Origin of the sequence: Symbiopectobacterium sp. (assembly GCF_051710365.1) — a bacterium.
Taxonomy (GTDB): Bacteria; Pseudomonadota; Gammaproteobacteria; order Enterobacterales; family Enterobacteriaceae; genus Symbiopectobacterium.
Genome location: NZ_JBPETA010000010.1, coordinates 12,807 through 32,582, shown reverse-complemented (window position 1 = coordinate 32,582; position 19,776 = coordinate 12,807). Strand labels below are relative to the sequence as shown.

Sequence of the window (19,776 nt, the reverse complement as noted above, 5' to 3'; positions counted from 1 at the left end):
GATCAAGGTTACGGATGGTAACGTGGGGAGTACTCATGCTGATTGGTCTGCAAAAAGCAGTAATAAATTCAGAACTTCAGAATACCGCCAAGTCCCGAAAAAAGAAAAATCAGGTGCGGAATGACGGGTTGAACCTATTGCGGTGCAGTTAACGCCTATCGTTAATAGTACCTGCTTTACCATTCGGCAGGTCGAGTTTGTTAATAGCACTTTATTGTCAGTACATAATAAACAACGCCTGACGGAATCGTATATTAATCGTTGCCTGAATGTTAATGATATTAATCAACTGATTCATGACGTCAGTAATTGGTATATCACCCAGGGGTATGTCACCAGTCGCGCTTTTCTGCGTGAACAGGATTTGTCTTCCGGCATATTAACCTTAATGGTGCTGGAAGGGCGCATTGAAACCATCACGATTAACGATCGTGAAGAACGTGCGCTGAGAATGGCAATACCGGCCAGGAAAGGGGATATCCTCAACCTGCGCGATCTTGAACAAGGGATGGAGCAACTCAATCGCCTTGCAACGCAGCAGGTCAAGATCGATATTCTGCCCGGCGAGCAGCCTGGCTTCTCTCAGGTAAAACTCACGCGCTAGACGCGCGTGCCGCTCTCTGGTAATATCGCCTTTGATAATAGCGGACAAGAATCGACGGGGGAACATCAGCTTAATGGCGGTCTGTGGGCAGATAATATCATGGGTCTGGCGGATCAGCGGTGGGCAGAGCAGCGATTTTATCGATGCACACCATGCCCGCAGCCTGCAAACCGGCGTGTCATTGCCGTACGGTTATTGGAACACCAATTATGACTTTGCCAAAACGCGTTATCGCAATGATTTCTTGAATCGCGATTATCTCTGGCGCTCTACCGGCGATACGCAAACCCACCGTGTTTCGCTTTCGCGCGTGGTTTTTCGTAACGCTGACGCAAAGACCAGCCTGTCGGCAGGGATGACGCACCGCATCGTGCATAACTACATGCAAGATGTGCTGCTGCAATCCAGCAGCCGCCGGTTAAGCAGTCTGGTGTTCGGCGTCAATCACAGCCAGTCGCTGTGGGGCGGACTCGCCACCTTCAATCCGGCGTTTAGCCGCAGCGTGCGCTGGTTTGGCGCACAGAGCGATGCGGGCGTCACGGCGGAGTCTCCCCGTGCACAGTTCAATAAAATGACGCTGGCGACCAGCTACTACCTTCCTTTAAGTGAGAGCGTCAACTACCTCACCAGTTTCTACGGCCAATATTCACCCCATCCGTTATACGGCAGCGAGCAAGTGACGCTGGGTGGGGAGAGTTCGGTACGTGGTTTTAAAGAACACTACCTGCTGGGCGATCGCGGCGGCTATTGGCGTAACGAGATCAACTGGCGTGCGCGGCAGATCCCCTATTTGGGGCAATTAACCCTGACCGCAGCGCTGGATGGCGGTCATCTGGTCGCCACTCGCACCGACAGTGACGCCGCGGGAAACCTGTGGGGGGGGGGGGTGGCACTCGGCATGGGCCTTGCCAACACGCATCTTTCACAGCAAATCACGGTGGGGTGGCCGCTCAGCCATCCTGATTGGATGAAACCCGACGCGGTGGTTGCCTATTATCGCATCGGCATGGCTTTTTAATCGTCGGTATTTTTTTAATCAATGTACCAGGTGCCTTCAAGAGGTCAGGGATGAGAACGATTAACACTGCGCAGCGCTACATGGCTTATCTCCTTATGGGATTGATTGCCTGGCAACCGTTGTTACCGACTTTTGCGGCAGGCGTGAATGTGGCGGCCGGTAACACCTCAGTTGAGAAAGCGGGTAACGGTGTGCCGGTCATCAACATTGCCACACCCAATGCGGCAGGCGTTTCTCATAACCAATATCACGACTTCAACGTGGATAAAAAGGGCTGATCCTCAACAACGGCACCGATCAGCTTACCGCAACCCAACTCAGTGGTCTGATTCAGAATAACCCCAACCTGAAAGGCAAAGCCGCCGACGCCATCATTAACGAAGTGGTATCCACCCAGCGCAGTCAATTGGCGGGATACTTGGAGGTCGGTGGTAAACAGGCCAGCGTGATTGTTGCCAACCCTAACGGCATTACGTGCGATGGCTGTGGGTTTATCAATACGCCTAATGTCACCTTAACCACGGGCTCGCCGTAGTTGGATGCTCAGGGGAACTTACACAGCATCAACGTGCAGCGCGGCAATATCACGCTCAGCGGGCAAGGGCTGGATGCGAGTAAGAGCGATTATCTGAGTCTGATTGCCCGCACCGCGCAAATTGATGCCGGGCTAAACGGCAACGATGTGCGGCTAGTGTTAGGAGCGAATCAGGTCAACGCGGATGGTTCAATAACGGCACAGACTGCGCCGCAGGATGGCGTGAAAGTGGCGCTGAACAGTGGCGCGTTGGGCGGCATGTAAATCAATAATATCGTATTGATTTACAATGATAATTTTGTAGATGTCAACCTGGGTAACATCAGCGCCCGCAGCGGTAATATTACGCTTTCGGCAAACGGAACCTTGCGCATCGGCGATGCAGTGGCTCAGGGCAACCTGAGCGCGACGGGGGATGCGGTGGCGCTACAAGGCAAGCAGCAGGATATCAGCATAAAAGATGCCACGCTACGTGCCGGAAAGCAGATCGATGCGCAGGCTGGTGGAACGTTGCAGGCCAGCAACAGCACACTCAGTGCCGGTGTGAATACCCAGGGCACGGTCGGCGATAAACAGAACCTCAAATTAAAAGGTGACAACGTCACTCTTTCATCAACCCAACTCGCGGCGGGTAATGTGTTGGGGCAGGCAACAAACGCTCTCACTCAGGATGCGAAAAGCGGCATCAAGGCCGGTCGACAGCTGACATTGCAAGGCAGCACAGTCACGCTGGCCGGGGAGGCGGACGTACAGGATATTCACCTGGAGGCTCAGTCGCTGAAGGGGGAATCCAGTGCGAAGTGACAGGCGAAAAACGGGGCTAACCTCAGCCTGTCACAGCAGGGTGAATGGTCCGGTGCGATAACGGCGGGTAATACGCTGCGGGTAGACGGCGGTGCGCTGACCCAGCGCGGGACACTCGCTGCCAACAACATCACGCTGCAACTGGATACCTTGAACAACCTTGGGGATATCGCCGCGCTTGGCGATCTCACCTGGCAAGGCGCAACCCTGAATAACCACGGCTCGCTGGCTGCTGGTCAGGCTTTTCAGCTTCAGGGCAACGCGCTGAGCAATACCGGCACGTTTAGCGCCAGTCGGGAGCTTGCGTTAGCACTTCAAGGCGTATTGGACAACCAGGGCCATCTGTTGGCCGGTGACGCGCTCTCGCTGACATCACTCAGCATGCTCAATCAGGGCAAGGTGCAGGCGGAAAACATCACGCTTAACGCCCCGTCGCTGCACAATCAGGGGGATGTCATTGCCGAACAGCAGCTTGAGGTACAGGCTGAGACACTGGATAACGCGGGACTCCTCAATGCTCAACGGCTGATTGCCTTACAGGGCGGCACGCTGAATAACAGCGGTACGCTGAGCGCAGGCGAGAGAATGACGTTGGCGCTGGGAAGCACGCTGACCAACCGTGGGATGGTGCAGTCTGGGCACGCTCGAAGGACAGCGCCTGACGCTGAATGCCGCCTCACTTGACAATCGCGGCAAATTGCTGGGTGTGGAGGCGTTAACCCTGCATGTCACAGATACTATTTTCAACAGTGGCTATTTGCTCAGTCAGGGCGATGCCAGCATTCAGGCAACGGCACTGGAGAATACCGGGCAGTGGCAGGCAAACCGTATTGATGTCAACGCGGCGCGTTTGGTTAACAGTGGCAGCGTGCTGGGGGTTGCTGCGTTGACGCTGGCGTTAACGGAGCGCCTTGATAACAGCGTGCCCGGCAAACTGTTTAGCCAGGGCATTGCCAGCATCAATGCAACAAACGTGGTCAACCTGGGTGAATGGCAGGCGTCGCAGTTGATGGTGCAGGCCAACCGGTTTGATAACCGGGGGCGCATGCAGGGTGATGCGCTGTTAAGCATTGAAACAGCCGCAGAGACGGTACCGGTCACCGGGCGTATCGCCGCGCTTGGCGCGCAAACTGCACATCCAACCTTAACCAATCAGGGCACGCTGATATCCGGCGGTGAACTGAACCTCAAAGGACAACAGATAGAAAACCGTGGAACGTTGCTCAGTGAGGCGATGCGCATTGGCGCGCATTCACTGCACAACTTCGGTGATATTACGGCATTAACCACTCTGAATGCTGAACTGAGCGTTGGGCTGGATAATCGCGGTGCTATCAGCGGTGAAAACGTCGCCATTATTGCCGATCATATTACTAACAGCGGCGATATGTCTGCCAATTCGCAGATGGCGCTGGCCGTGGCACTGGATCTTGAAAATAGCGGCACCCTCTACAGCCAACAACTTGGTGTTGATGCGCTCAATCTGCTCAACGACGGCAAGATTACCGGTGCAACCGCGCTGGAAATGCGCGTGCGCGGCGACGTTTACAATGGCGGTACGCTGGCTGGTCGTCTGCTGACGCTTGATGCCAACACATTGCGTAACGATGGCAGCATGGTCGCCACCGAAAACGGTCATCTGCACCTGCAAGCGTTGCTGAATAATCGCGGTTTGATCAGCGGGCAGGGGGCGTTGCGCGTCGATGCCAGTCAGGTACAGCAAGAGGCTACGTTGGAAGCACAAGCGTTGACCCTCAACGCGGATACGCTCGACAACCGCGGTACGCTGCTTGGCGTTGATGCGTTGATGCGTTGACGCTGGCGATTGTGGCTGAGGCGAAAAACAGCGGTAAATGGCTGTCGCAGGGCGAAAGCGTCATTCAGGCAGCGCGTTTAATAATTTGGGTACGGTGCAGTCGGATCGCCTGCGCGTTGATGCAAGGCAGATGGAAAATGCGGGTCAAATTCTGGGCATCGCGGCATTAACCCTTGATGTACAAGGTGGGCTGATCAATCAGCAAACCGGCAGACTGCTGTCGCAGGGTGTGGCGACGCTGCATGCCACGGATGTAACCAATCTGGGAGAATGGCAGGCCGATAACCTGTTGCTCAGCGCCGTACGCCTCACCAATAGTGGGCGCATTCAGGGTAACACCGCGTTGGCGTTGGATCTCGGCACCGATCCACAAAGTGCATTGAGCAATCAAGGTCGTCTGCTTTCCGGTGGCACCAGCCAACTGACTGCCTCGCTGATCGACAACAGCGGCGTGATTTCCAGTCAAGACCTGAGTGAGTTGACAGCAAATAACCTGCTCAACAGCGGTGACATGGTTGCCAGCGCAGGCATGTCGCTGCAAGGCAACTACCGTGGCGCGGGCAATCTGACCACCGACGGCCAACTGACCTTTCGCGGCGATTCGTTGGAAAACGCCGGTGCCTGGCAAGGAAAAACCCTTGATGTGCGCAGCCTGAATCTTACCAACAGCGGCAGTCTGCTGGGCGAGGACGTAACGCTTCATGCAGACAATGTCATCAATCAGGGCACTCTCACCGGCGTGAAAGCGATGCGCCTGCTGCTCGATGCGGGGCTTAACAACGCAGGAACCATCAACAGCTATCTGCTGACACTGAATGCCGAAAAAATCGATAACGACGGCCAGATCAACGGTATTGATGGGTTTACTCTGCTCGCGACCGGTGCGCTGAATAACACCCGTAACGGCATGCTGTATGGTTCAACATTAACGCTCGGTGCGGATTCGCTCGATAATCAGGGCGATATCACCGCTATTGATCGTCTGGATCTCACGCTTGCGCAGCGTCTCGACAACCGCGGCACGCTGAACAGCAACCACCTGACCGCACAGGCACAACAGGCGGAAAACCGTGGCACGATAACCGGCGTTAACGTGCTGACTGTCACGCTGAATAATGCCATCACCAACGCGGGCGCGCTGCAAAGCAAAGCCCTGACGCTGATTGCCGATACGCTGACTAACCTTGGGCAACTGACCGGGTATGACACCGCCTCACTGCGCCTGAACCAGACACTGGAAAACAGCGGTAACATCAGCAGCCAACGCTTGGCGATCGCCGCACTTTCAGCACTCAATCAGGGCCAACTGCTGGGCGTTGACGACCTGCAATTGACGCTGATTGAGCAACTGGATAACCGCAGTCAGATTGGCGGCAGCGGCACTGTGCAGGTGACTGCCAATAACGTGCAACAGGTGGGGTCACTGGAAGGGCGGCAGGTCGGGATAAATGCCGACGTCTTGGATAATCAGGGCAAGGTGCTGGGGCTGGATGCACTGACGCTCAGCATCGGCGACAGGTTGACCAACCGCCAGAGCGGCAAACTGCTCTCTGCCGGGCTGGCGACGTTCAACGCTGCGCAGGCGGTGAATCAGGGCGAATGGCAAGCAAACGCGCTTGTGCTGCAAGGCAACCAGTTGATCAATACCGGAAGCATTCAAGGCGATCAAGGTATTGCAGTGGCGCTCAATGCGGCGGTATCTCCCAGTAAATTGTTAAATCAGGGCACGCTGGTGAGCGGTGGCGACAGCCAGATAAGCGCTAACGCAATCGAAAACAGCGGCATACTCTCCACGCTCGGCAAGGCGACGCTGACGGGCGATACCGTGCTTAATGCCAGCGATATCGTTGCTGACGGCGCATTAACCTTGAACGGCAACTATCAGGGTACGGGAAGGCTTGCTACCGGGGGAACGCTGGCGTTGTCCGGTGAACATCTGAGCAATCAGGGGCATTGGCAGGGACGGGTCACGTATTCAATGTGTTGCTCCGCAATAAAAATAGTATTCATGCTCTATGTTCTCTTCATGCATTCAGGCTGGTTTTAAACACCTTTTTTGCATGCCAGACTATGTAGCAATACACTCATTGAATACGTGACCAGATTCTCTTAATTGTTTATCTCACTTCTGATCAGTATCCCGTTGGAAGAGACCATCACGGCGATGGAGGCGCTGCAACAGGCAGGCAAGATTCGTCAGTGGGGTGTGTCCAATCTGGACGTGGCGGACATGAATGAACTCTGGTCCTTGTCAGGCGGTGAGCGCTGCATGACTAATCAGGTGCTTTATCACGTTGCTTCGCGCGGTATCGAGTTTGATTTGCTGCCCTGGTGTCAGGCACGCGCCGTGCCGGTGATGGCCTACTGTCCATTAGCACAAGCAGGTACGCTGCGCCGCAACCTGTTTTCTCATCCGGTGATAATGCGCATGGCGGATAAATACCAGGCGACGTCCGCACAAATTATGCTGACATGGGTATTGCGACAACCCGGCGTGATTGCGATTCCGAAAGCGAGTTCGGTGGCCCACGTTGAAGAAAACGCACGCGCGCTCACGTTGGAATTGGATAGTGGTGATATCGCTGCGCTGGATGCCGCTTTTCCCGCACCGACCAGTAAGCAGCCGTTGGCTGTTGTGTAGCGGGATAGGGCAGTGAAGCATTAACGGGTTAGCGCTATGTGGTTAGCGCCGCCCGCAAGCCTGCGAGCGGCGATTTCGGATCTATCGAGGCAAACCCGTTTCGCTGATCAACGTTTTACGCTAATCACCGTGGTCAACGCGCTGGTGCGGCGGGGGTGGCAACAAACGGCTGAGTCACACGAGCCGTTTCCACGCAGACAAAAGTTTTATAACCGTCATCCGGCATGTCGGCGATGGTTTTAGACAGTTCCGCCGCTGGGTTCCAGGCAACCGCATCGCTGTGGTGCGTGTGGTGCACGTCGATAGTGCGTTTCAGCGTTGGGTCCACGATGCTGCTCACTGCTTCTGGATGCGTATAGATGCGGTCGGTGCGTTCAGTGAACGTCAGATCGCCACCTTGCGTCGTCAACTTGCCTTGATTGACCTTATCGATAAAGGTATCGCCCAAACCGCTAACGCGGATATGGTCAATGTCACCAATCTGGAAGTAGGTGTGCAGGGCGCTGGTGATGCTGTAATCACCCTGCGCTTCTAACTCGATCTTGCAGATTTTACCCAGTTTGTAGCGTGCGGTCAGCGTAAAAGCGTGTGGTCAGCTTGCCAACGTCTCCGGCGTATCACGCAGGGTGAAGGTCAATTCAACGCCGTCGGCATCTTCACGGTGCGCGGTGAATTCCCACGGCAGTAAACGGGCAAAACCGTGGTTAGGTTCCGCAAATGGGCCAAACCACGGGAAGCAGATCGGTACACCACCGCGAATGGCGACGCCTTCTGCGAACGGCGTGTTGTCGCTCAACCACAGCACAGGGGCTTCCCCTTGCGGCTGCCAGTGCAGCAGATGGGCGCCTTGCAGCGTGACGGCTGCTCGTACCTGCGGATGATCAACGACAATAACCGGCAGTTGGTCTACCTGGCGTTGACTGAGCGTGGATGAAATTTCAGATGTGATGGGAAGTGAAAAATTTTATCGTTCATGATGTTACCTTGTTTTATTTGTATTTCGTGTTGCATCATGGCGGAACGCAGCTAATAAAAAGGGCGACATCATGTCGCCCCTTGCATCGCTTATCGCACCGTCGCCTTATTTGGAGATGTGGGCGATCAGGTCCAGTACTTTGTTGGAGTAGCCGGTTTCGTTGTCATACCAAGAAACCAGTTTCACAAAGTTGTCGTTCAGCGCGATACCGGCTTTGGCATCGAACACAGACGTCAGAATTTCGCCGTTGAAATCGGTGGAAACCACGTCATCTTCAACGTAGCCCAGAACGCCTTTCAGCTCGCCTTCAGAAGCGGCTTTGATGGCTTTCTTGATTTCTTCGTAAGTTGCTGCTTTTTCCAGACGAACAGTCAGGTCAACCACAGAAACGTTCGGGGTCGGAACACGGAACGCCATACCGGTCAGTTTACCGTTCAGTTCTGGCAGAACTTTACCTACAGCCTTGGCTGCGCCAGTAGAGGACGGGATGATGTTCTGAGATGCGCCGCGGCCGCCGCGCCAGTCTTTGTGAGACGGGCCATCGACGGTTTTCTGGGTAGCAGTAGTGGCGTGAACAGTGGTCATCAGACCTTCGATGATGCCGAAGTTGTCGTTGATCACTTTTGCCAGCGGTGCCAGGCAGTTAGTGGTGCAAGATGCGTTGGAAACGATATCTTGTCCGGCATATTTGTCACAGTTGGCACCACGAACGAACATCGGGGTGTTGTCTTTGGACGGGCCAGTCAGAACCACTTTTTTCGCGCCAGCGGTGATGTGCTTACGTGCAGTTTCGTCAGTCAGGAAGATACCGGTTGCTTCTGCAACCACGTCAACACCAACTTCGTCCCACTTCAGGTTAGCCGGATCTCTTTCTGCGGTAACGCGGATTTTTTTGCCGTTAACAATCAGCTGACCGTCTTTCACTTCAACGGTGCCGTCAAAACGGCCGTGAGTTGAGTCGTATTTCAGCATGTAAGCCATGTAGTCAGCGTCCAACAGGTCGTTGATTGCAACGATCTCAATGTCAGAACGTTTCTGAGCAGCACGGAAAACAATGCGGCCGATGCGGCCAAAACCGTTGATACCTACTTTGATAGTCATATATTCCACCAGCTATGGTTTGTGAATAATGGTTAGTGAATAAAGGTTGGTTGTAAAATTACAAAAACCTTGCTGAGCGTCAAGCGGAATCGTGTCAATAGTTGCGGCAAGTCAAATCTGATGCGCAACGGTTGCACGAAAAAGCGCCGTAATGAAACTTAGGAACATCTTTCCCTTAAATGGGAGCGTTTGCACCAATATAAAGCCCGCAGGCCCGATAAATGTGATTTGCGTCACAATTTCTAGGGCCTTGGTTGGTTACTCCTCATTTTAGTCGGAAAAAACGTTATGAGGATGTTAATTCTTGTTAAACTAAGTCATGCCAAACAAAAATGATGACGAGACAATCATGGATAAGCCAGCTTCAACGTCTGCAACGGCAGGCAAGGGAACGTTGACGGAGATGCAACAATACGTGACGCAGCAGCGCGGCACTGAGCCTGCCTATTCAGGAAAACTGTTGCACAATAAACGCACTGGGGTATATCACTGCCTGTGCTGCCAAAGCGCGCTGTTTTACTCCGACAACAAATATGACTCTGGATGCGGCTGGCCCAGCTTTGATCGGCCCGTGGCGAAGGGCGCAATCCGCTATCTGGAAGATTTTTCGCATAACATGCACCGTATCGAAATTCGCTGCGGTAAATGCGATGCCCATTTGGGGCATGTGTTCCCCGATGGTCCGCAAACCACCGGCGAGCGTTACTGCGTTAACTCGGCCTCGTTGAGCTTTATCGATGGCAGCGACGGTGAGAAAGTGGATGGTTGACGGTTAAGGATAACAGCTGTGGCTAAAACGTTTCGGCTTGCTGGGTTTTGATGAAAATAGCAATGGCAAATAGCAATGACAGGATGGCAATGACGATGCTCGACAAACAGCTTGATGACGTTGTGACGGCGCTGACGCCGGATATCTACCAACGCCTGGCAACCGCCGTGGAACTGGGAAAATGGCCTGATGGCGTGCCGTTGACGCCGGAGCAAAAAGAAAATTGCCTGCAAATGGTGATGTTATGGCAATCACGCTACAACGTTGATGCGGAACACATGACCATCAATACCGACGGAGAGTTGGTGATGAAAAGTAAGCAAGAGCTGAAGCAGGCGTTTGCCATCGACAACCTGATTCAGCGAGAACGCCAGTAACCGAGGTTCCTCAATGCACTGGGGCTCGGCGTTATACGGGGTGGTGTGCTGATACCGCGATAAAGTCGGCCAGGCCAATACGGCGTGCTCCGTGAGCCACCATGTCGGCCAGCGCTGCTTCGCTATCATCTGGTTGGAGATTCACCCCGCGACAGCCCTCTTAACGATCTGCACGTCATACCCGAGTTCCAATGCATCTAGCACGGTAAATTTTACGCAGTAGTCCGTTGCCAGCCCCATGATGGTCAAACGCGTGATGCCACGTTGGCGTAACAGGCTATCCAGTGTGGTGGCGGCGCGTTTGCCGTTGTCGAAAAAAGCGCTGTAGCTGTCAATGTCATGCTGGGTGCCTTTCTGTATCACCGCATCAAACGCCTCACGATTAAGGCGCGGGTGAAACTCCGCACCTCGCGTGCCCTGTACGCAGTGCACTGGCCACCATGTTTGCGCTAATCCTGCCAGTTCACCACGCTCTCCCACGACAGCGCCCGGGTTATTGGCGGCGAAGCTCAGATGATTGGCAGTGTGCCAGTCCTGGCTGGCGATGACCGGCATCTCGGCTTTCTGTGCTGCCGCTATCGCTGCGTTGGCAACATCGATGGTGACATCGCACTGTGCGACAGGCAGTGCGCCGTTCGGACAAAAATAATTCTGCAAATCAACCAACAGCAGGGCATGGTTTATGACGGTATGGTTCATGGCAGCTCGCTCCAGCATCCGGGTTATGCGTCCTGGGTCAGTTCGCCGCGCAGGTCTTGTTGCATTAACTGGCGAATGGTATCAGGGGTTAAATCAGGTTGGCTCAGCAGATAATGCAGTTTAGTCAGCGCGGCTTCCACTGTCATATCAAAACCACTGATCACGCCAGCCTGCGCCAGCGCATTGCCGGTGGCGTAGCCCTCCATATTCACCCGTCCGGAAATGCACTGGGTGAGGTTAACCACCACAATACCCCGCTCCGATGCCTGACGCAGTTCGTCCAGTAGCGCTGGGCTTTGCGGGGCGTTACCCACACCATAAGAACGCAATATCAGCGCCTTGACCGGCTGGCGCAGGAAGTTACGCACTACGTCCGCTGAAATCCCTGGATAGACGGTGATCACACCGATCGGTTGTGGGGTAATCGGATGTACGATCAGCGATGCGCTGGAGGTTTCCGACTGCGCTGGCACCAGGCGGCGTATATGAATACCGGCCTCCAGTAGCGTCGGGAAGTTGGGGGAGGCGAACGCATCAAAACCGTCGGCATGGGCTTTTGTGGTTCGGTTGCCGCGCAGCAGCTTGTCATTGAAAAACAGGCTGACTTCATTCACCGGGTGATTAGCCGCGACGTAGAGCGCATTAAGCAGGTTGGTTTGCCCATCAGAACGCAATTCGGCCAACGGAATTTGTGACCCTGTCACAATGAGCGGTTTTGCCAGATTCTCCATAATGAAGGAGAGGGCAGATGCCGTGAAGGCCATGGTATCGGTGCCGTGCAGAATCACGAAGCCGTCATACTCATCGTAATGTTGTTGAATATCCTCAGCGATGGCCTGCCAATCGGCAGGGGTCATGTCGGAGGAATCAATCAGCGGGTCATATTCATGGATGGTAAAATCTGGCATCTCCGGGCGATGAAACTCCGGCATGTTAGCCAGCTGTTGTTGCAGGTGACCCGAAACCGGAATGTAACCGTTGGCGGAACGTTGCATACCTATCGTACCGCCGGTATACGCGACATAAATGGATTTCTTTTGCATGCTGTTCTTATTAAAAAGATGAAAAACAGCCCGACATAAGCCGGGCTGAGGGAAAATCCTGTGTGACGATGTTTATTTCACTTCACCGCAGGCCATGCAAAGGGCATAGCGATGTTGCGGATCGTTAAATGTATTGAGCAAGGCAGGTTGTGCTTGCACCACCTCAGCCAATTGCGCTACCGGATCAGGTAACATGGCCTGAAGTCGGGCCGGTAACCAGGCATGGGCGGCGGCGTTGACGCGGTTTAGCATCATATCCAGCAGGCTTGGCTGCTCTTCAAACCAGTTGAGCTGGTATTGGCCCAGCTTGGCCAGTTCAGCGGCTTTTTTGACTGCGTCGTCAAAGTCACCCAACTGATCGACCAACCCGTTGGTCTTGGCGTCGTCACCGGTCCATACGTGCCCCTGGGCGATTTTATCAATCTCTTCCGGGCTTTTCTTACGTGATTGTGCGACCAGATCGACGAAGTTTTTATAACCACGCTCGATGCTGATTTGAATCATCTGAGAAAACTCGGGCGGCAGTGTTTTGGTGATGCTGAGATCCGCCAACGGCGAGGTTGCCACACCATCGGTATGTACGCCGATAGCGCCAAGGGTATTTTCAAACGTGGTGATCATGCCAAATATACCAATCGAACCCGTCAGGGTGCTCGAACTGGCGATGATGGCGTTCGCTGGCGTGGAGATCCAGTAGCCGCCGGACGCGGCCATACCGCCCATGGATACCACGATCGGTTTGCCAGCCAGACGTACTGCCATCAACTCAGAGCGAATCTTCTCCGAAGCGGTTACGCTGCCTCCGGGGCTATTAACGCGCAGTACGATCGCCTTGATTTTAGGATCCAGTCTGGCCTGACGAATTTGAGCCGCCGTGGTATCACCACCGACCACCCCCGGGGTTTCCGGACCATCAACAATAGCGCCACTGGCAAAGATCACCGCAATTTCTGCGCCGTTTTGATTGTTCGGTTTTTCGGTGTAGTCGTAAATGCTGGTGTAGTTGAAGCTCTGATTTTTGGTGTCCCAGCCGAAGGTTTTTACCAGCTTCTGTTCGATGACCGAACGTGATGCCACTTCGTCTACCAATTTGTTTTCCAGCGCATAGCGTGCCGGATCGCCTTGCACAGCCTGAAGGCCGGCAATAATCGCGCTGGCACCGGGGAACAGCTGTTGCGGTGTAATTTGGCGGTTTACTGCAACCGTATTCAGGTAGTTTTGCCACAATCCACCGACCCAGCGCATATCGGCTTCGCGCGCTTCGGGGGACATATCGTCACGCAGGAAAGGCTCTACCGCAGATTTGTAGGTACCGACGCGGAATACGTGACTGGTTACATCCAGCTTTTCCAACAGCGATTTGTAATAGAGGCCATTGGTGGCGAAACCGCGCAGATCGACGTTACCCTGCGGGGTGAGTGAAATGCTGGTCGCGAAACTGGCCAGATAGTATTGCGTTTGGCTGTAACTGTCGCCGATCGCAAAAATGGGCTTGCCGCTGTCGCGAAATTCACGCAATGCCTTGCCGATATATTGCAGAGAGGGCTGGTCGGCACCGACGAAATCGCTCAGATCGAGCACCATACCGGTAATATTGCTGTCGGTTTTGGCCTGACGAATCGTATTAACAATATCAAACAGCGAATTTTCCTGACGGCGATTGCTGGAAGCACCAAAAAATTCTCTGCCCAACTGACGCAGTTTATTATTGACCGTCGGCTTATCGACGACAACGCCGGTGAGATCAACGAGCAGCGCGCCTTGAGGCGTTTGGGCTGGTGCATTTTTAAACTGCACATAAATACCGACACCCCCCAGAATCAACACAATCAGAAACAGGTTAAGAATAAACTCGCGGGTGAAATTGAGCAGACGCCAAGTCCACTTGAAGAGTCCGCTAAAGATTCGCCACAGTGTGCGCATGTTATCTCCAAAAACGCCAAACATAATACCTGCTCGCTGTTCCTTTTGATGGCAAAGCGAGCAGTAAAGGGTTGCCCCGCGACATTCACGCTAATAAGAGCGAACTTACTCTCTATCCTAATGAGCGTATAGGAAAATGCCAACTTCATTAGTACCCTTCGTTGATAAAAATGTGTCTATTTTGTAAAGAAAAGCGATTGCTTACGCGGCGACCTTTTTCGTGCGGCGTGATGTGGCGATAACCGGAGGAGGAATACTGAAGTGCGCGGCAGAGATGAATAATAAAAAGCAGAATCTAGTAACGGCATTGCAGAGAAAAAACGCTCGTCCCTGGAAAATAATGCTTTTATAATTATCACGTTGCCTGAAGTCATCAGGTGAAGTGTATTCTTATCAATGGAGTGAACCATGTCTTTTTTAACGCACGTCCGTGTGTTGTTCCTTTTGCTATTGACCCCTCTGTCATTCCCCGCCTTGGCCGATCCGGCTTCTGGCTTGACCTGTGGTATTTATAAAGAACCAAGAAGCCAAATTCGCGTGTTAAATCACGAGTTGCTACAACAATCGTTTGCTACTGAGACCACGTTACATCATTACCGTTTAGAGGGAAGTAAACTCAAACGGGTCACGTTGGAAGAATTGGTCGACACCACCATGGACGTGTCTGCTGACGGTAAAACCATCACTGATCCGATGTTCAAATTCAATTATGTGCTCAAGGAGGAGCAACCCTGTCTGACCAACCTGCCGCAGCCGAAAACCGAAGTGGGTAAAACCTGTTGGAACGACCTCCGTGCCTGCAAAAAAATGATGTATGAGATTGATACCGCACAGTTAAAGCAACTGTGCGAAGATCACATTGATTCAGCGTGCAGCCGTTGGGAAGCGCGCGCCTCTGCGGAAAAGTCGGGTCAGTCGCTGTTCGCAACCGTGACAGGCATCCCGGCGGCACCGGCACAAGAATATACCGATACCATGGCAGCGCTATGCCGCAGCGGTGTCTCGGCCAAACTGTGCACCGAAGCGGCCAAAGCGCAGTGGCGTAGTGGACAATATCTGGCTGCTCGTGACCTTTTGCAGGTTGCCTGCGCCGCGCCGATTAATGATGGAGCATCGTGCCAGAAAGTTGCCAATCTGGCCTCATTGACAGAGCAGGACATCGCGTCACCAGCATCGGGTATTCCCGTAGGAGCCTTTGCCCTGCGTGAAACGGGCGATCCTGATATCACTATTGCCGAAGACGGTGTGGTGAACATGCGCGGTATTGCCCCAGTAAAAGCGCAAGAAGAACAAGGCATTATCCGTATCGGACACAATAAAGGCGGTGCGTTCGCCTTTCGTCGTGCAGGAAATGACACGCTGATTGGCCTCGATTTCTGGAATCAGTTAAAGGTGTATCACTTGCGCCACGACGCAGAGTGATCGCGGCGCTGCATTGAGCGCGTTGCTGGTCACTGTTTGGATGCGCAGGCAGACGTTCTGTGCTTGCGCATCATCGTAGATCAACCGCCTGAACAAGGCCGATAACATTCAGAATCTCCCCGCATTATTACCGGTATCCGCTATGATAGGATTGCCACAAAACCGTTACTGACGCACCACGAGTTGTGATACCGTGGCGCGCAATGACAGGTGATGGCAACGCTTGGCGCTATTTTTCATGCAGGCCGTTAACAGGAGAAATATGATGGATGCACTGGACTTGTTACTCAATCGCCGTTCTGCCTCGCGTTTGGCTGCTCCGGCACCGCAAGGCGACGCGTTAGCCAACATTATTCACGCTGGTATGCGCGCGCCAGATCACGGCACCCTGCAACCGTGGCGTTTCGTGATTGCACAGGATGAGGGGTTGGCCCGCCTGAGTGACGTTTTACACGCCGCTGCCCAACAGGAAGGACTGGACGCTGCTGCACAAGATGAAGCCCGTCAGGCACCGTTTCGCGCCCCAATGGTCATCACCGTGATTGCACACTGCGAAGAAAATCCCAAGGTGCCTAAATGGGAGCAGGTGGTTTCCGCGGGCTGCGCGGTGCAAGCGATGCAAATGGCAGCATTGGCGCAGGGTTTCAACGGCATCTGGCGCAGTGGTCTGTGGACTGAACACGAACAGGTGCGTGAAGCCTTCGGTTGCCGCGAACAAGATGAAATTGTCGGGTTTCTCTATTTGGGAACATCGCAACTGAAAGCGTCCACCACGGTTGTGCCGTTGGACACGGAAAAATTTGTCCGTTATTTCTGATAATGCGCCTGTTTATTGCTGAAAAACCCAGCCTCGCCAGGGCGATAGCCGATGTCTTGCCCAAACCGCATCGGCGAGGCGACGGCTACATCGCCTGCGGTTCGCAGGATGTCGTCACCTGGTGCGTCGGGCATCTGCTCGAGCAGGCTCAGCCCGATGCCTATGATGCCCGCTATGCGCGCTGGTCGTTGGCCGATCTGCCGATTATCCCCGAAAAATGGCTATTAATGCCGCGTCCGTCGGTGAGCAAGCAGTTGAATGCCATCAAGAAGCTGCTGGGGGAGGCATCAGAGGTGATCCATGCCGGTGACCCGGATCGCGAAGGGCAACTGCTGGTGGATGAAGTGCTGGAGTATCTGGCGTTGGCTCCGGAAAAACGCCAGCAGGTGCGGCGCTGCCTGATCAACGATCTCAACCCGCAGGCGGTGACGCGTGCGGTCGAACGCCTGCGCGATAACCGCGACTTTGTGCCACTGTGCGTCTCGGCACTGGCGCGTTCGCGCGCTGACTGGCTCTACGGCATAAACATGACCCGCGCCTACACGCTATTGGGGCGCAATGCCGGTTATGACGGCGTGCTCTCCGTCGGCCGGGTGCAAACGCCGGTGCTGGGGCTGGTGGTGCGCCGCGATGAAGAGATCGAAAACTTCGTTTCCAAGGATTACTTTGAGGTCAAGGCGCATATTGTCACGCCCGTTGATGAACGCTTTGTGGCGCTGTGGCAACCGAGCGAATCCTGTGAACCCTATCAGGATGAAGAAGGGCGTCTGCTGCACCGATCTTTGGCTGAGCATGTGGTCAAGCGTATTGTCGGGCAGCCTGCTACCGTAACGGATTACAGCGATAAGCGCGAGTCGGAAACGGCACCGCTGCCTTATTCTCTCTCTGCATTGCAAATTGAAGCCGCGAAACGCTTTGGCCTGAGCGCACAACTGGTGCTGGACACCTGCCAGCGCTTGTATGAAACCCATAAGCTGATTACCTATCCGCGTTCGGACTGCCGTTACCTGCCTGAAGAGCATTTTGCCGGGCGTCACGCGGTTATCAATGCGATTACGGTGCATGCCTCCGGGTTATTGCCACAACCGGTCGTCGATCTTGAACGCCGCAATCGCTGCTGGGATGACAGCAAAGTCGATGCTCACCATGCGATTATTCCCACTGCGCGCAGCGCCAGCGTCTCGCTAAGCGAGAACGAGCGTCAGGTGTACGGGCTGATTGCCCGACAGTATCTGATGCAGTTTTGCCCTGATGCGGTGTTTCGTAAATGCGTTATTACCCTCGATATCGTCGGGGGGAAATTTATTGCCAAAGCCCGTTTTCTGGCCGATGCGGGCTGGCGCGCGCTGCTGGGTGCCAAAGAGCGCGACGACGAAAACGACGGCTTGCCGTTGCCGGTCGTGGCTAAAGGGGATGTGCTGCTGTGTGAAAAAGGTGAAGTGGTGGAGCGGCAAACCCAGCCTCCGCGTCCTTTTACCGATGCCACGTTGCTCTCGGCTATGACCGGTATTGCCCGTTTTGTGCAAGACAAAACGTTGAAGAAGATATTGCGTGAAACCGATGGCCTAGGCACCGAAGCCACGCGTGCAGGCATTATTGAGCTACTCTTTAAACGAAGCTTTCTGTTTAAAAAAGGGCGTTACATTCATGCCAGCGAAGCGGGGCGGGCGCTGATTCACGCATTACCGCCTAGCGCAGCGTTGCCGGATATGACCGCCAACTGGGAAGCCACATTAACGTTGATCAGTGAAAAACAGCGCCGTTACCAGGATTTTATGCAACCGCTCACTCAAACCTTGAGTGGATTGATCGAACAAGCACGACAAAACCGGTCCGCTTCGGCGTTCCGCGGGCTGCAAGCACCACAAAAAACGCAGAAGAAAACACGTAACCCCACGGCGAAAAAGGCCGCGAAGGAGCAGAACGGATGAAATCATCACAGGTGATGTTGTTTGTCGGAGCGCTGGTCTCTCTGCCCGTGTGGGCGCAATCCACAGTGGTGACCACGCCCTCGCGGGGGAATACGGATATCGTGGTTGGCGTACCGCCCAGTGTGATTTGGGGCGATAACACCGGTTCGACGCGGCGAGAGCCGCAAAACAACTGTATGCGTTGCTGCGTGTTCGAGAACCGTAATTACACCGAAGGCGCAGTGGTGAGAACGGAAGGCGTGTTGTTGCAGTGTGTACGCGACAGGCAGATGCTGGGGACGAATAATCTGATCTGGCAGGTGCTTAAACAGTAACGGTTTCCAAGGTGGGGCAGCCGTATACGGCTGCCATCGCAAGGTGTTACAGCCCGGAGAACGTGGCCCAAATCGGCGCGTGGTCGGAGGGTTTTTCCATGCCGCGTATGTCGTAATCGATATCGCTCGCCGTGCATTGCGCCACCAATGCCTGACTGGCGAGGATCACATCAATTCGCAGGCCGCGATTGTCGTCAAAACCGGCAGAGCGATAGTCAAACCAGGAATAGCGATCGGTAATGTCTGGTGCCAGTGCGCGGAAGGTATCGACCAATCCCCATCCCAGCAAGCGCGCCATCCATTCACGCTCTTCAGGTAAAAACGAACACTTACCGGTGCGCAGCCAGCGCTTACGGTTTTCTTCACCAATGCCAATATCCAGATCCGCCGGGCTAATATTGATATCCCCCATGACAATCAGCGGTTGCTCCGGGGTGTGATGCTGCGTCAGATAGGTCTGCAAGTCTGCATAAAAGCGCGTTTTGGCCGGGAATTTCACCGGATGGTCGCGACTCTCTCCCTGCGGGAAATAGCCATTGATAACGGTCAACGTTCCTGCGGGCGTGGCGAAATCTGCCATGATGATGCGTCGCTGCGCATCGGGTTCATCAGTGGGAAAGCCGTAGCGCACGGCAATCGGCGTCTCTTTACACAGCAACGCGACGCCATAATGGCCTTTTTGCCCGTAATAGTAGACCTGATAGCCGAGCTTGCGTATCTCTTCGAAGGGAAACATATCATCGTGCACTTTGGTTTCCTGCAAGCCAATGATATCCGGCTGATGCTGGGCGATGATGGCGGCCAATTGGTGAGGGCGGGCACGCAGCCCATTGATATTAAAAGAAACAACTTTCATCGTCACTGCCATGTCAGGAAATTGTGACACTGATGGTATCAGAAAAAACAGGCAAAGGTCACGCCAGAGGCGCACGGGGATGATATCGCGGTCTGCCGATCGAGCGGAAGGTTGAAGTAGCGATAGTAAG

The 19,776-nt window shown here is 54.1% G+C and carries 18 protein-coding genes and 4 pseudogenes; 16 read left to right on the top strand and 6 right to left on the bottom strand.

Annotated elements, in window-relative coordinates:
- The first annotated feature begins 214 nt into the window (after window positions 1–214).
- The 10 genes and pseudogenes from ACTBDZ_RS01955 to ACTBDZ_RS01910 form a co-directional block, all read left to right on the top strand.
- Window positions 215–604 carry a POTRA domain-containing protein gene (locus ACTBDZ_RS01955; protein WP_438814025.1) on the top strand — a complete coding sequence of 130 codons (390 nt, stop codon included), beginning with the start codon at window positions 215–217 and terminating at the stop codon, window positions 602–604.
- Window positions 605–610: 6 nt separating this feature from the next.
- Window positions 611–1,622 (top strand): annotated as a pseudogene (locus ACTBDZ_RS01950) (ShlB/FhaC/HecB family hemolysin secretion/activation protein).
- Between the two features lie 50 nt (window positions 1,623–1,672).
- On the top strand, window positions 1,673–1,900 hold the full coding sequence (locus ACTBDZ_RS01945; RefSeq protein ID WP_438814024.1) for a two-partner secretion domain-containing protein: 228 nt from the start codon (window positions 1,673–1,675) through the stop codon (window positions 1,898–1,900).
- Window positions 1,897–2,157: a two-partner secretion domain-containing protein gene (locus ACTBDZ_RS01940; protein ID WP_438814029.1), complete on the top strand. Its 261-nt coding sequence runs from the start codon at window positions 1,897–1,899 to the stop codon at window positions 2,155–2,157. The genes ACTBDZ_RS01945 and ACTBDZ_RS01940 overlap by 4 nt, the downstream gene beginning before the upstream one ends.
- On the top strand, window positions 2,158–2,421 hold the full coding sequence (locus ACTBDZ_RS01935; RefSeq protein ID WP_438814023.1) for a hypothetical protein: 264 nt from the start codon (window positions 2,158–2,160) through the stop codon (window positions 2,419–2,421).
- Window positions 2,422–2,436: 15 nt separating this feature from the next.
- Window positions 2,437–2,961: a hypothetical protein gene (locus tag ACTBDZ_RS01930; RefSeq protein WP_438814022.1), complete on the top strand. Its 525-nt coding sequence runs from the start codon at window positions 2,437–2,439 to the stop codon at window positions 2,959–2,961.
- Between the two features lie 150 nt (window positions 2,962–3,111).
- The gene (locus ACTBDZ_RS01925; protein ID WP_438814021.1) at window positions 3,112–3,645 is read left to right on the top strand and encodes a hypothetical protein; all 534 of its coding nucleotides are present in this window, start codon (window positions 3,112–3,114) and stop codon (window positions 3,643–3,645) included.
- Window positions 3,581–4,777, top strand: a complete 1,197-nt coding sequence (locus tag ACTBDZ_RS01920) for a hypothetical protein (RefSeq protein ID WP_438814020.1) — start codon at window positions 3,581–3,583, stop codon at window positions 4,775–4,777. Before ACTBDZ_RS01925 ends, ACTBDZ_RS01920 begins: the two co-directional genes overlap by 65 nt.
- Before the next feature lie 37 nt (window positions 4,778–4,814).
- Window positions 4,815–6,824, top strand: coding sequence for a hypothetical protein (locus ACTBDZ_RS01915; protein ID WP_438814019.1), 2,010 nt, complete (start codon window positions 4,815–4,817; stop codon window positions 6,822–6,824).
- Between the two features lie 90 nt (window positions 6,825–6,914).
- Window positions 6,915–7,418 (top strand): annotated as a pseudogene (locus tag ACTBDZ_RS01910) (aldo/keto reductase); the annotation flags it as partial.
- Between the two features lie 133 nt (window positions 7,419–7,551).
- On the opposite strand, the pseudogene ACTBDZ_RS01905 reads toward ACTBDZ_RS01910, so the two are convergent.
- Window positions 7,552–8,393: pseudogene (locus tag ACTBDZ_RS01905) on the bottom strand (D-hexose-6-phosphate mutarotase).
- A gap of 106 nt (window positions 8,394–8,499) precedes the next feature.
- A complete protein-coding gene (gapA, locus tag ACTBDZ_RS01900) occupies window positions 8,500–9,495 on the bottom strand; it encodes a glyceraldehyde-3-phosphate dehydrogenase (RefSeq protein WP_438814018.1) in 996 nt (331 codons plus the stop codon).
- A 349-nt stretch (window positions 9,496–9,844) separates the two neighbouring features.
- On the opposite strand from gapA, the gene msrB reads away from it, so the two are divergent.
- Together msrB and ACTBDZ_RS01890 are read left to right on the top strand one after the other, a co-directional pair.
- On the top strand, window positions 9,845–10,264 hold the full coding sequence (gene msrB, locus ACTBDZ_RS01895) for a peptide-methionine (R)-S-oxide reductase MsrB (RefSeq protein ID WP_438814017.1): 420 nt from the start codon (window positions 9,845–9,847) through the stop codon (window positions 10,262–10,264).
- A 95-nt stretch (window positions 10,265–10,359) separates the two neighbouring features.
- Window positions 10,360–10,641, top strand: a complete 282-nt coding sequence (locus ACTBDZ_RS01890) for a YeaC family protein (RefSeq protein WP_438814028.1) — start codon at window positions 10,360–10,362, stop codon at window positions 10,639–10,641.
- Between the two features lie 31 nt (window positions 10,642–10,672).
- On the opposite strand, the pseudogene pncA reads toward ACTBDZ_RS01890, so the two are convergent.
- The 3 genes and pseudogenes from pncA to sppA all read right to left on the bottom strand — a co-directional run bounded on the left by pncA (window position 10,673) and on the right by sppA (window position 14,306).
- Window positions 10,673–11,325: pseudogene (pncA, locus tag ACTBDZ_RS01885) on the bottom strand (bifunctional nicotinamidase/pyrazinamidase).
- 38 nt (window positions 11,326–11,363) lie between these two features.
- Window positions 11,364–12,383 carry an asparaginase gene (gene ansA, locus ACTBDZ_RS01880; RefSeq protein WP_438814016.1) on the bottom strand — a complete coding sequence of 340 codons (1,020 nt, stop codon included), beginning with the start codon at window positions 12,381–12,383 and terminating at the stop codon, window positions 11,364–11,366.
- 72 nt (window positions 12,384–12,455) lie between these two features.
- On the bottom strand, window positions 12,456–14,306 hold the full coding sequence (gene sppA / locus ACTBDZ_RS01875; RefSeq protein WP_438814015.1) for a signal peptide peptidase SppA: 1,851 nt from the start codon (window positions 14,304–14,306) through the stop codon (window positions 12,456–12,458).
- Between the two features lie 408 nt (window positions 14,307–14,714).
- Here sppA and ACTBDZ_RS01870 point away from each other — a divergent pair, with 408 nt between their 5' ends.
- The 4 genes from ACTBDZ_RS01870 (at window position 14,715) to ACTBDZ_RS01855 (ending at window position 18,790) form a co-directional block, all read left to right on the top strand.
- Window positions 14,715–15,728, top strand: coding sequence for a hypothetical protein (locus tag ACTBDZ_RS01870; protein ID WP_438814014.1), 1,014 nt, complete (start codon window positions 14,715–14,717; stop codon window positions 15,726–15,728).
- Between the two features lie 265 nt (window positions 15,729–15,993).
- On the top strand, window positions 15,994–16,545 hold the full coding sequence (locus ACTBDZ_RS01865) for an NAD(P)H nitroreductase (protein ID WP_438814027.1): 552 nt from the start codon (window positions 15,994–15,996) through the stop codon (window positions 16,543–16,545).
- A gap of 2 nt (window positions 16,546–16,547) precedes the next feature.
- The gene (locus ACTBDZ_RS01860; protein WP_438814013.1) at window positions 16,548–18,476 is read left to right on the top strand and encodes a DNA topoisomerase III; all 1,929 of its coding nucleotides are present in this window, start codon (window positions 16,548–16,550) and stop codon (window positions 18,474–18,476) included.
- A complete protein-coding gene (locus ACTBDZ_RS01855) occupies window positions 18,473–18,790 on the top strand; it encodes a DUF1496 domain-containing protein (RefSeq protein WP_438814012.1) in 318 nt (105 codons plus the stop codon). Before ACTBDZ_RS01860 ends, ACTBDZ_RS01855 begins: the two co-directional genes overlap by 4 nt.
- 46 nt (window positions 18,791–18,836) lie before the next feature.
- Here ACTBDZ_RS01855 and xthA read toward each other — a convergent pair whose 3' ends face one another.
- Window positions 18,837–19,646 carry an exodeoxyribonuclease III gene (xthA, locus tag ACTBDZ_RS01850; RefSeq protein ID WP_438814011.1) on the bottom strand — a complete coding sequence of 270 codons (810 nt, stop codon included), beginning with the start codon at window positions 19,644–19,646 and terminating at the stop codon, window positions 18,837–18,839.
- Window positions 19,647–19,776: the final 130 nt, after the last annotated feature.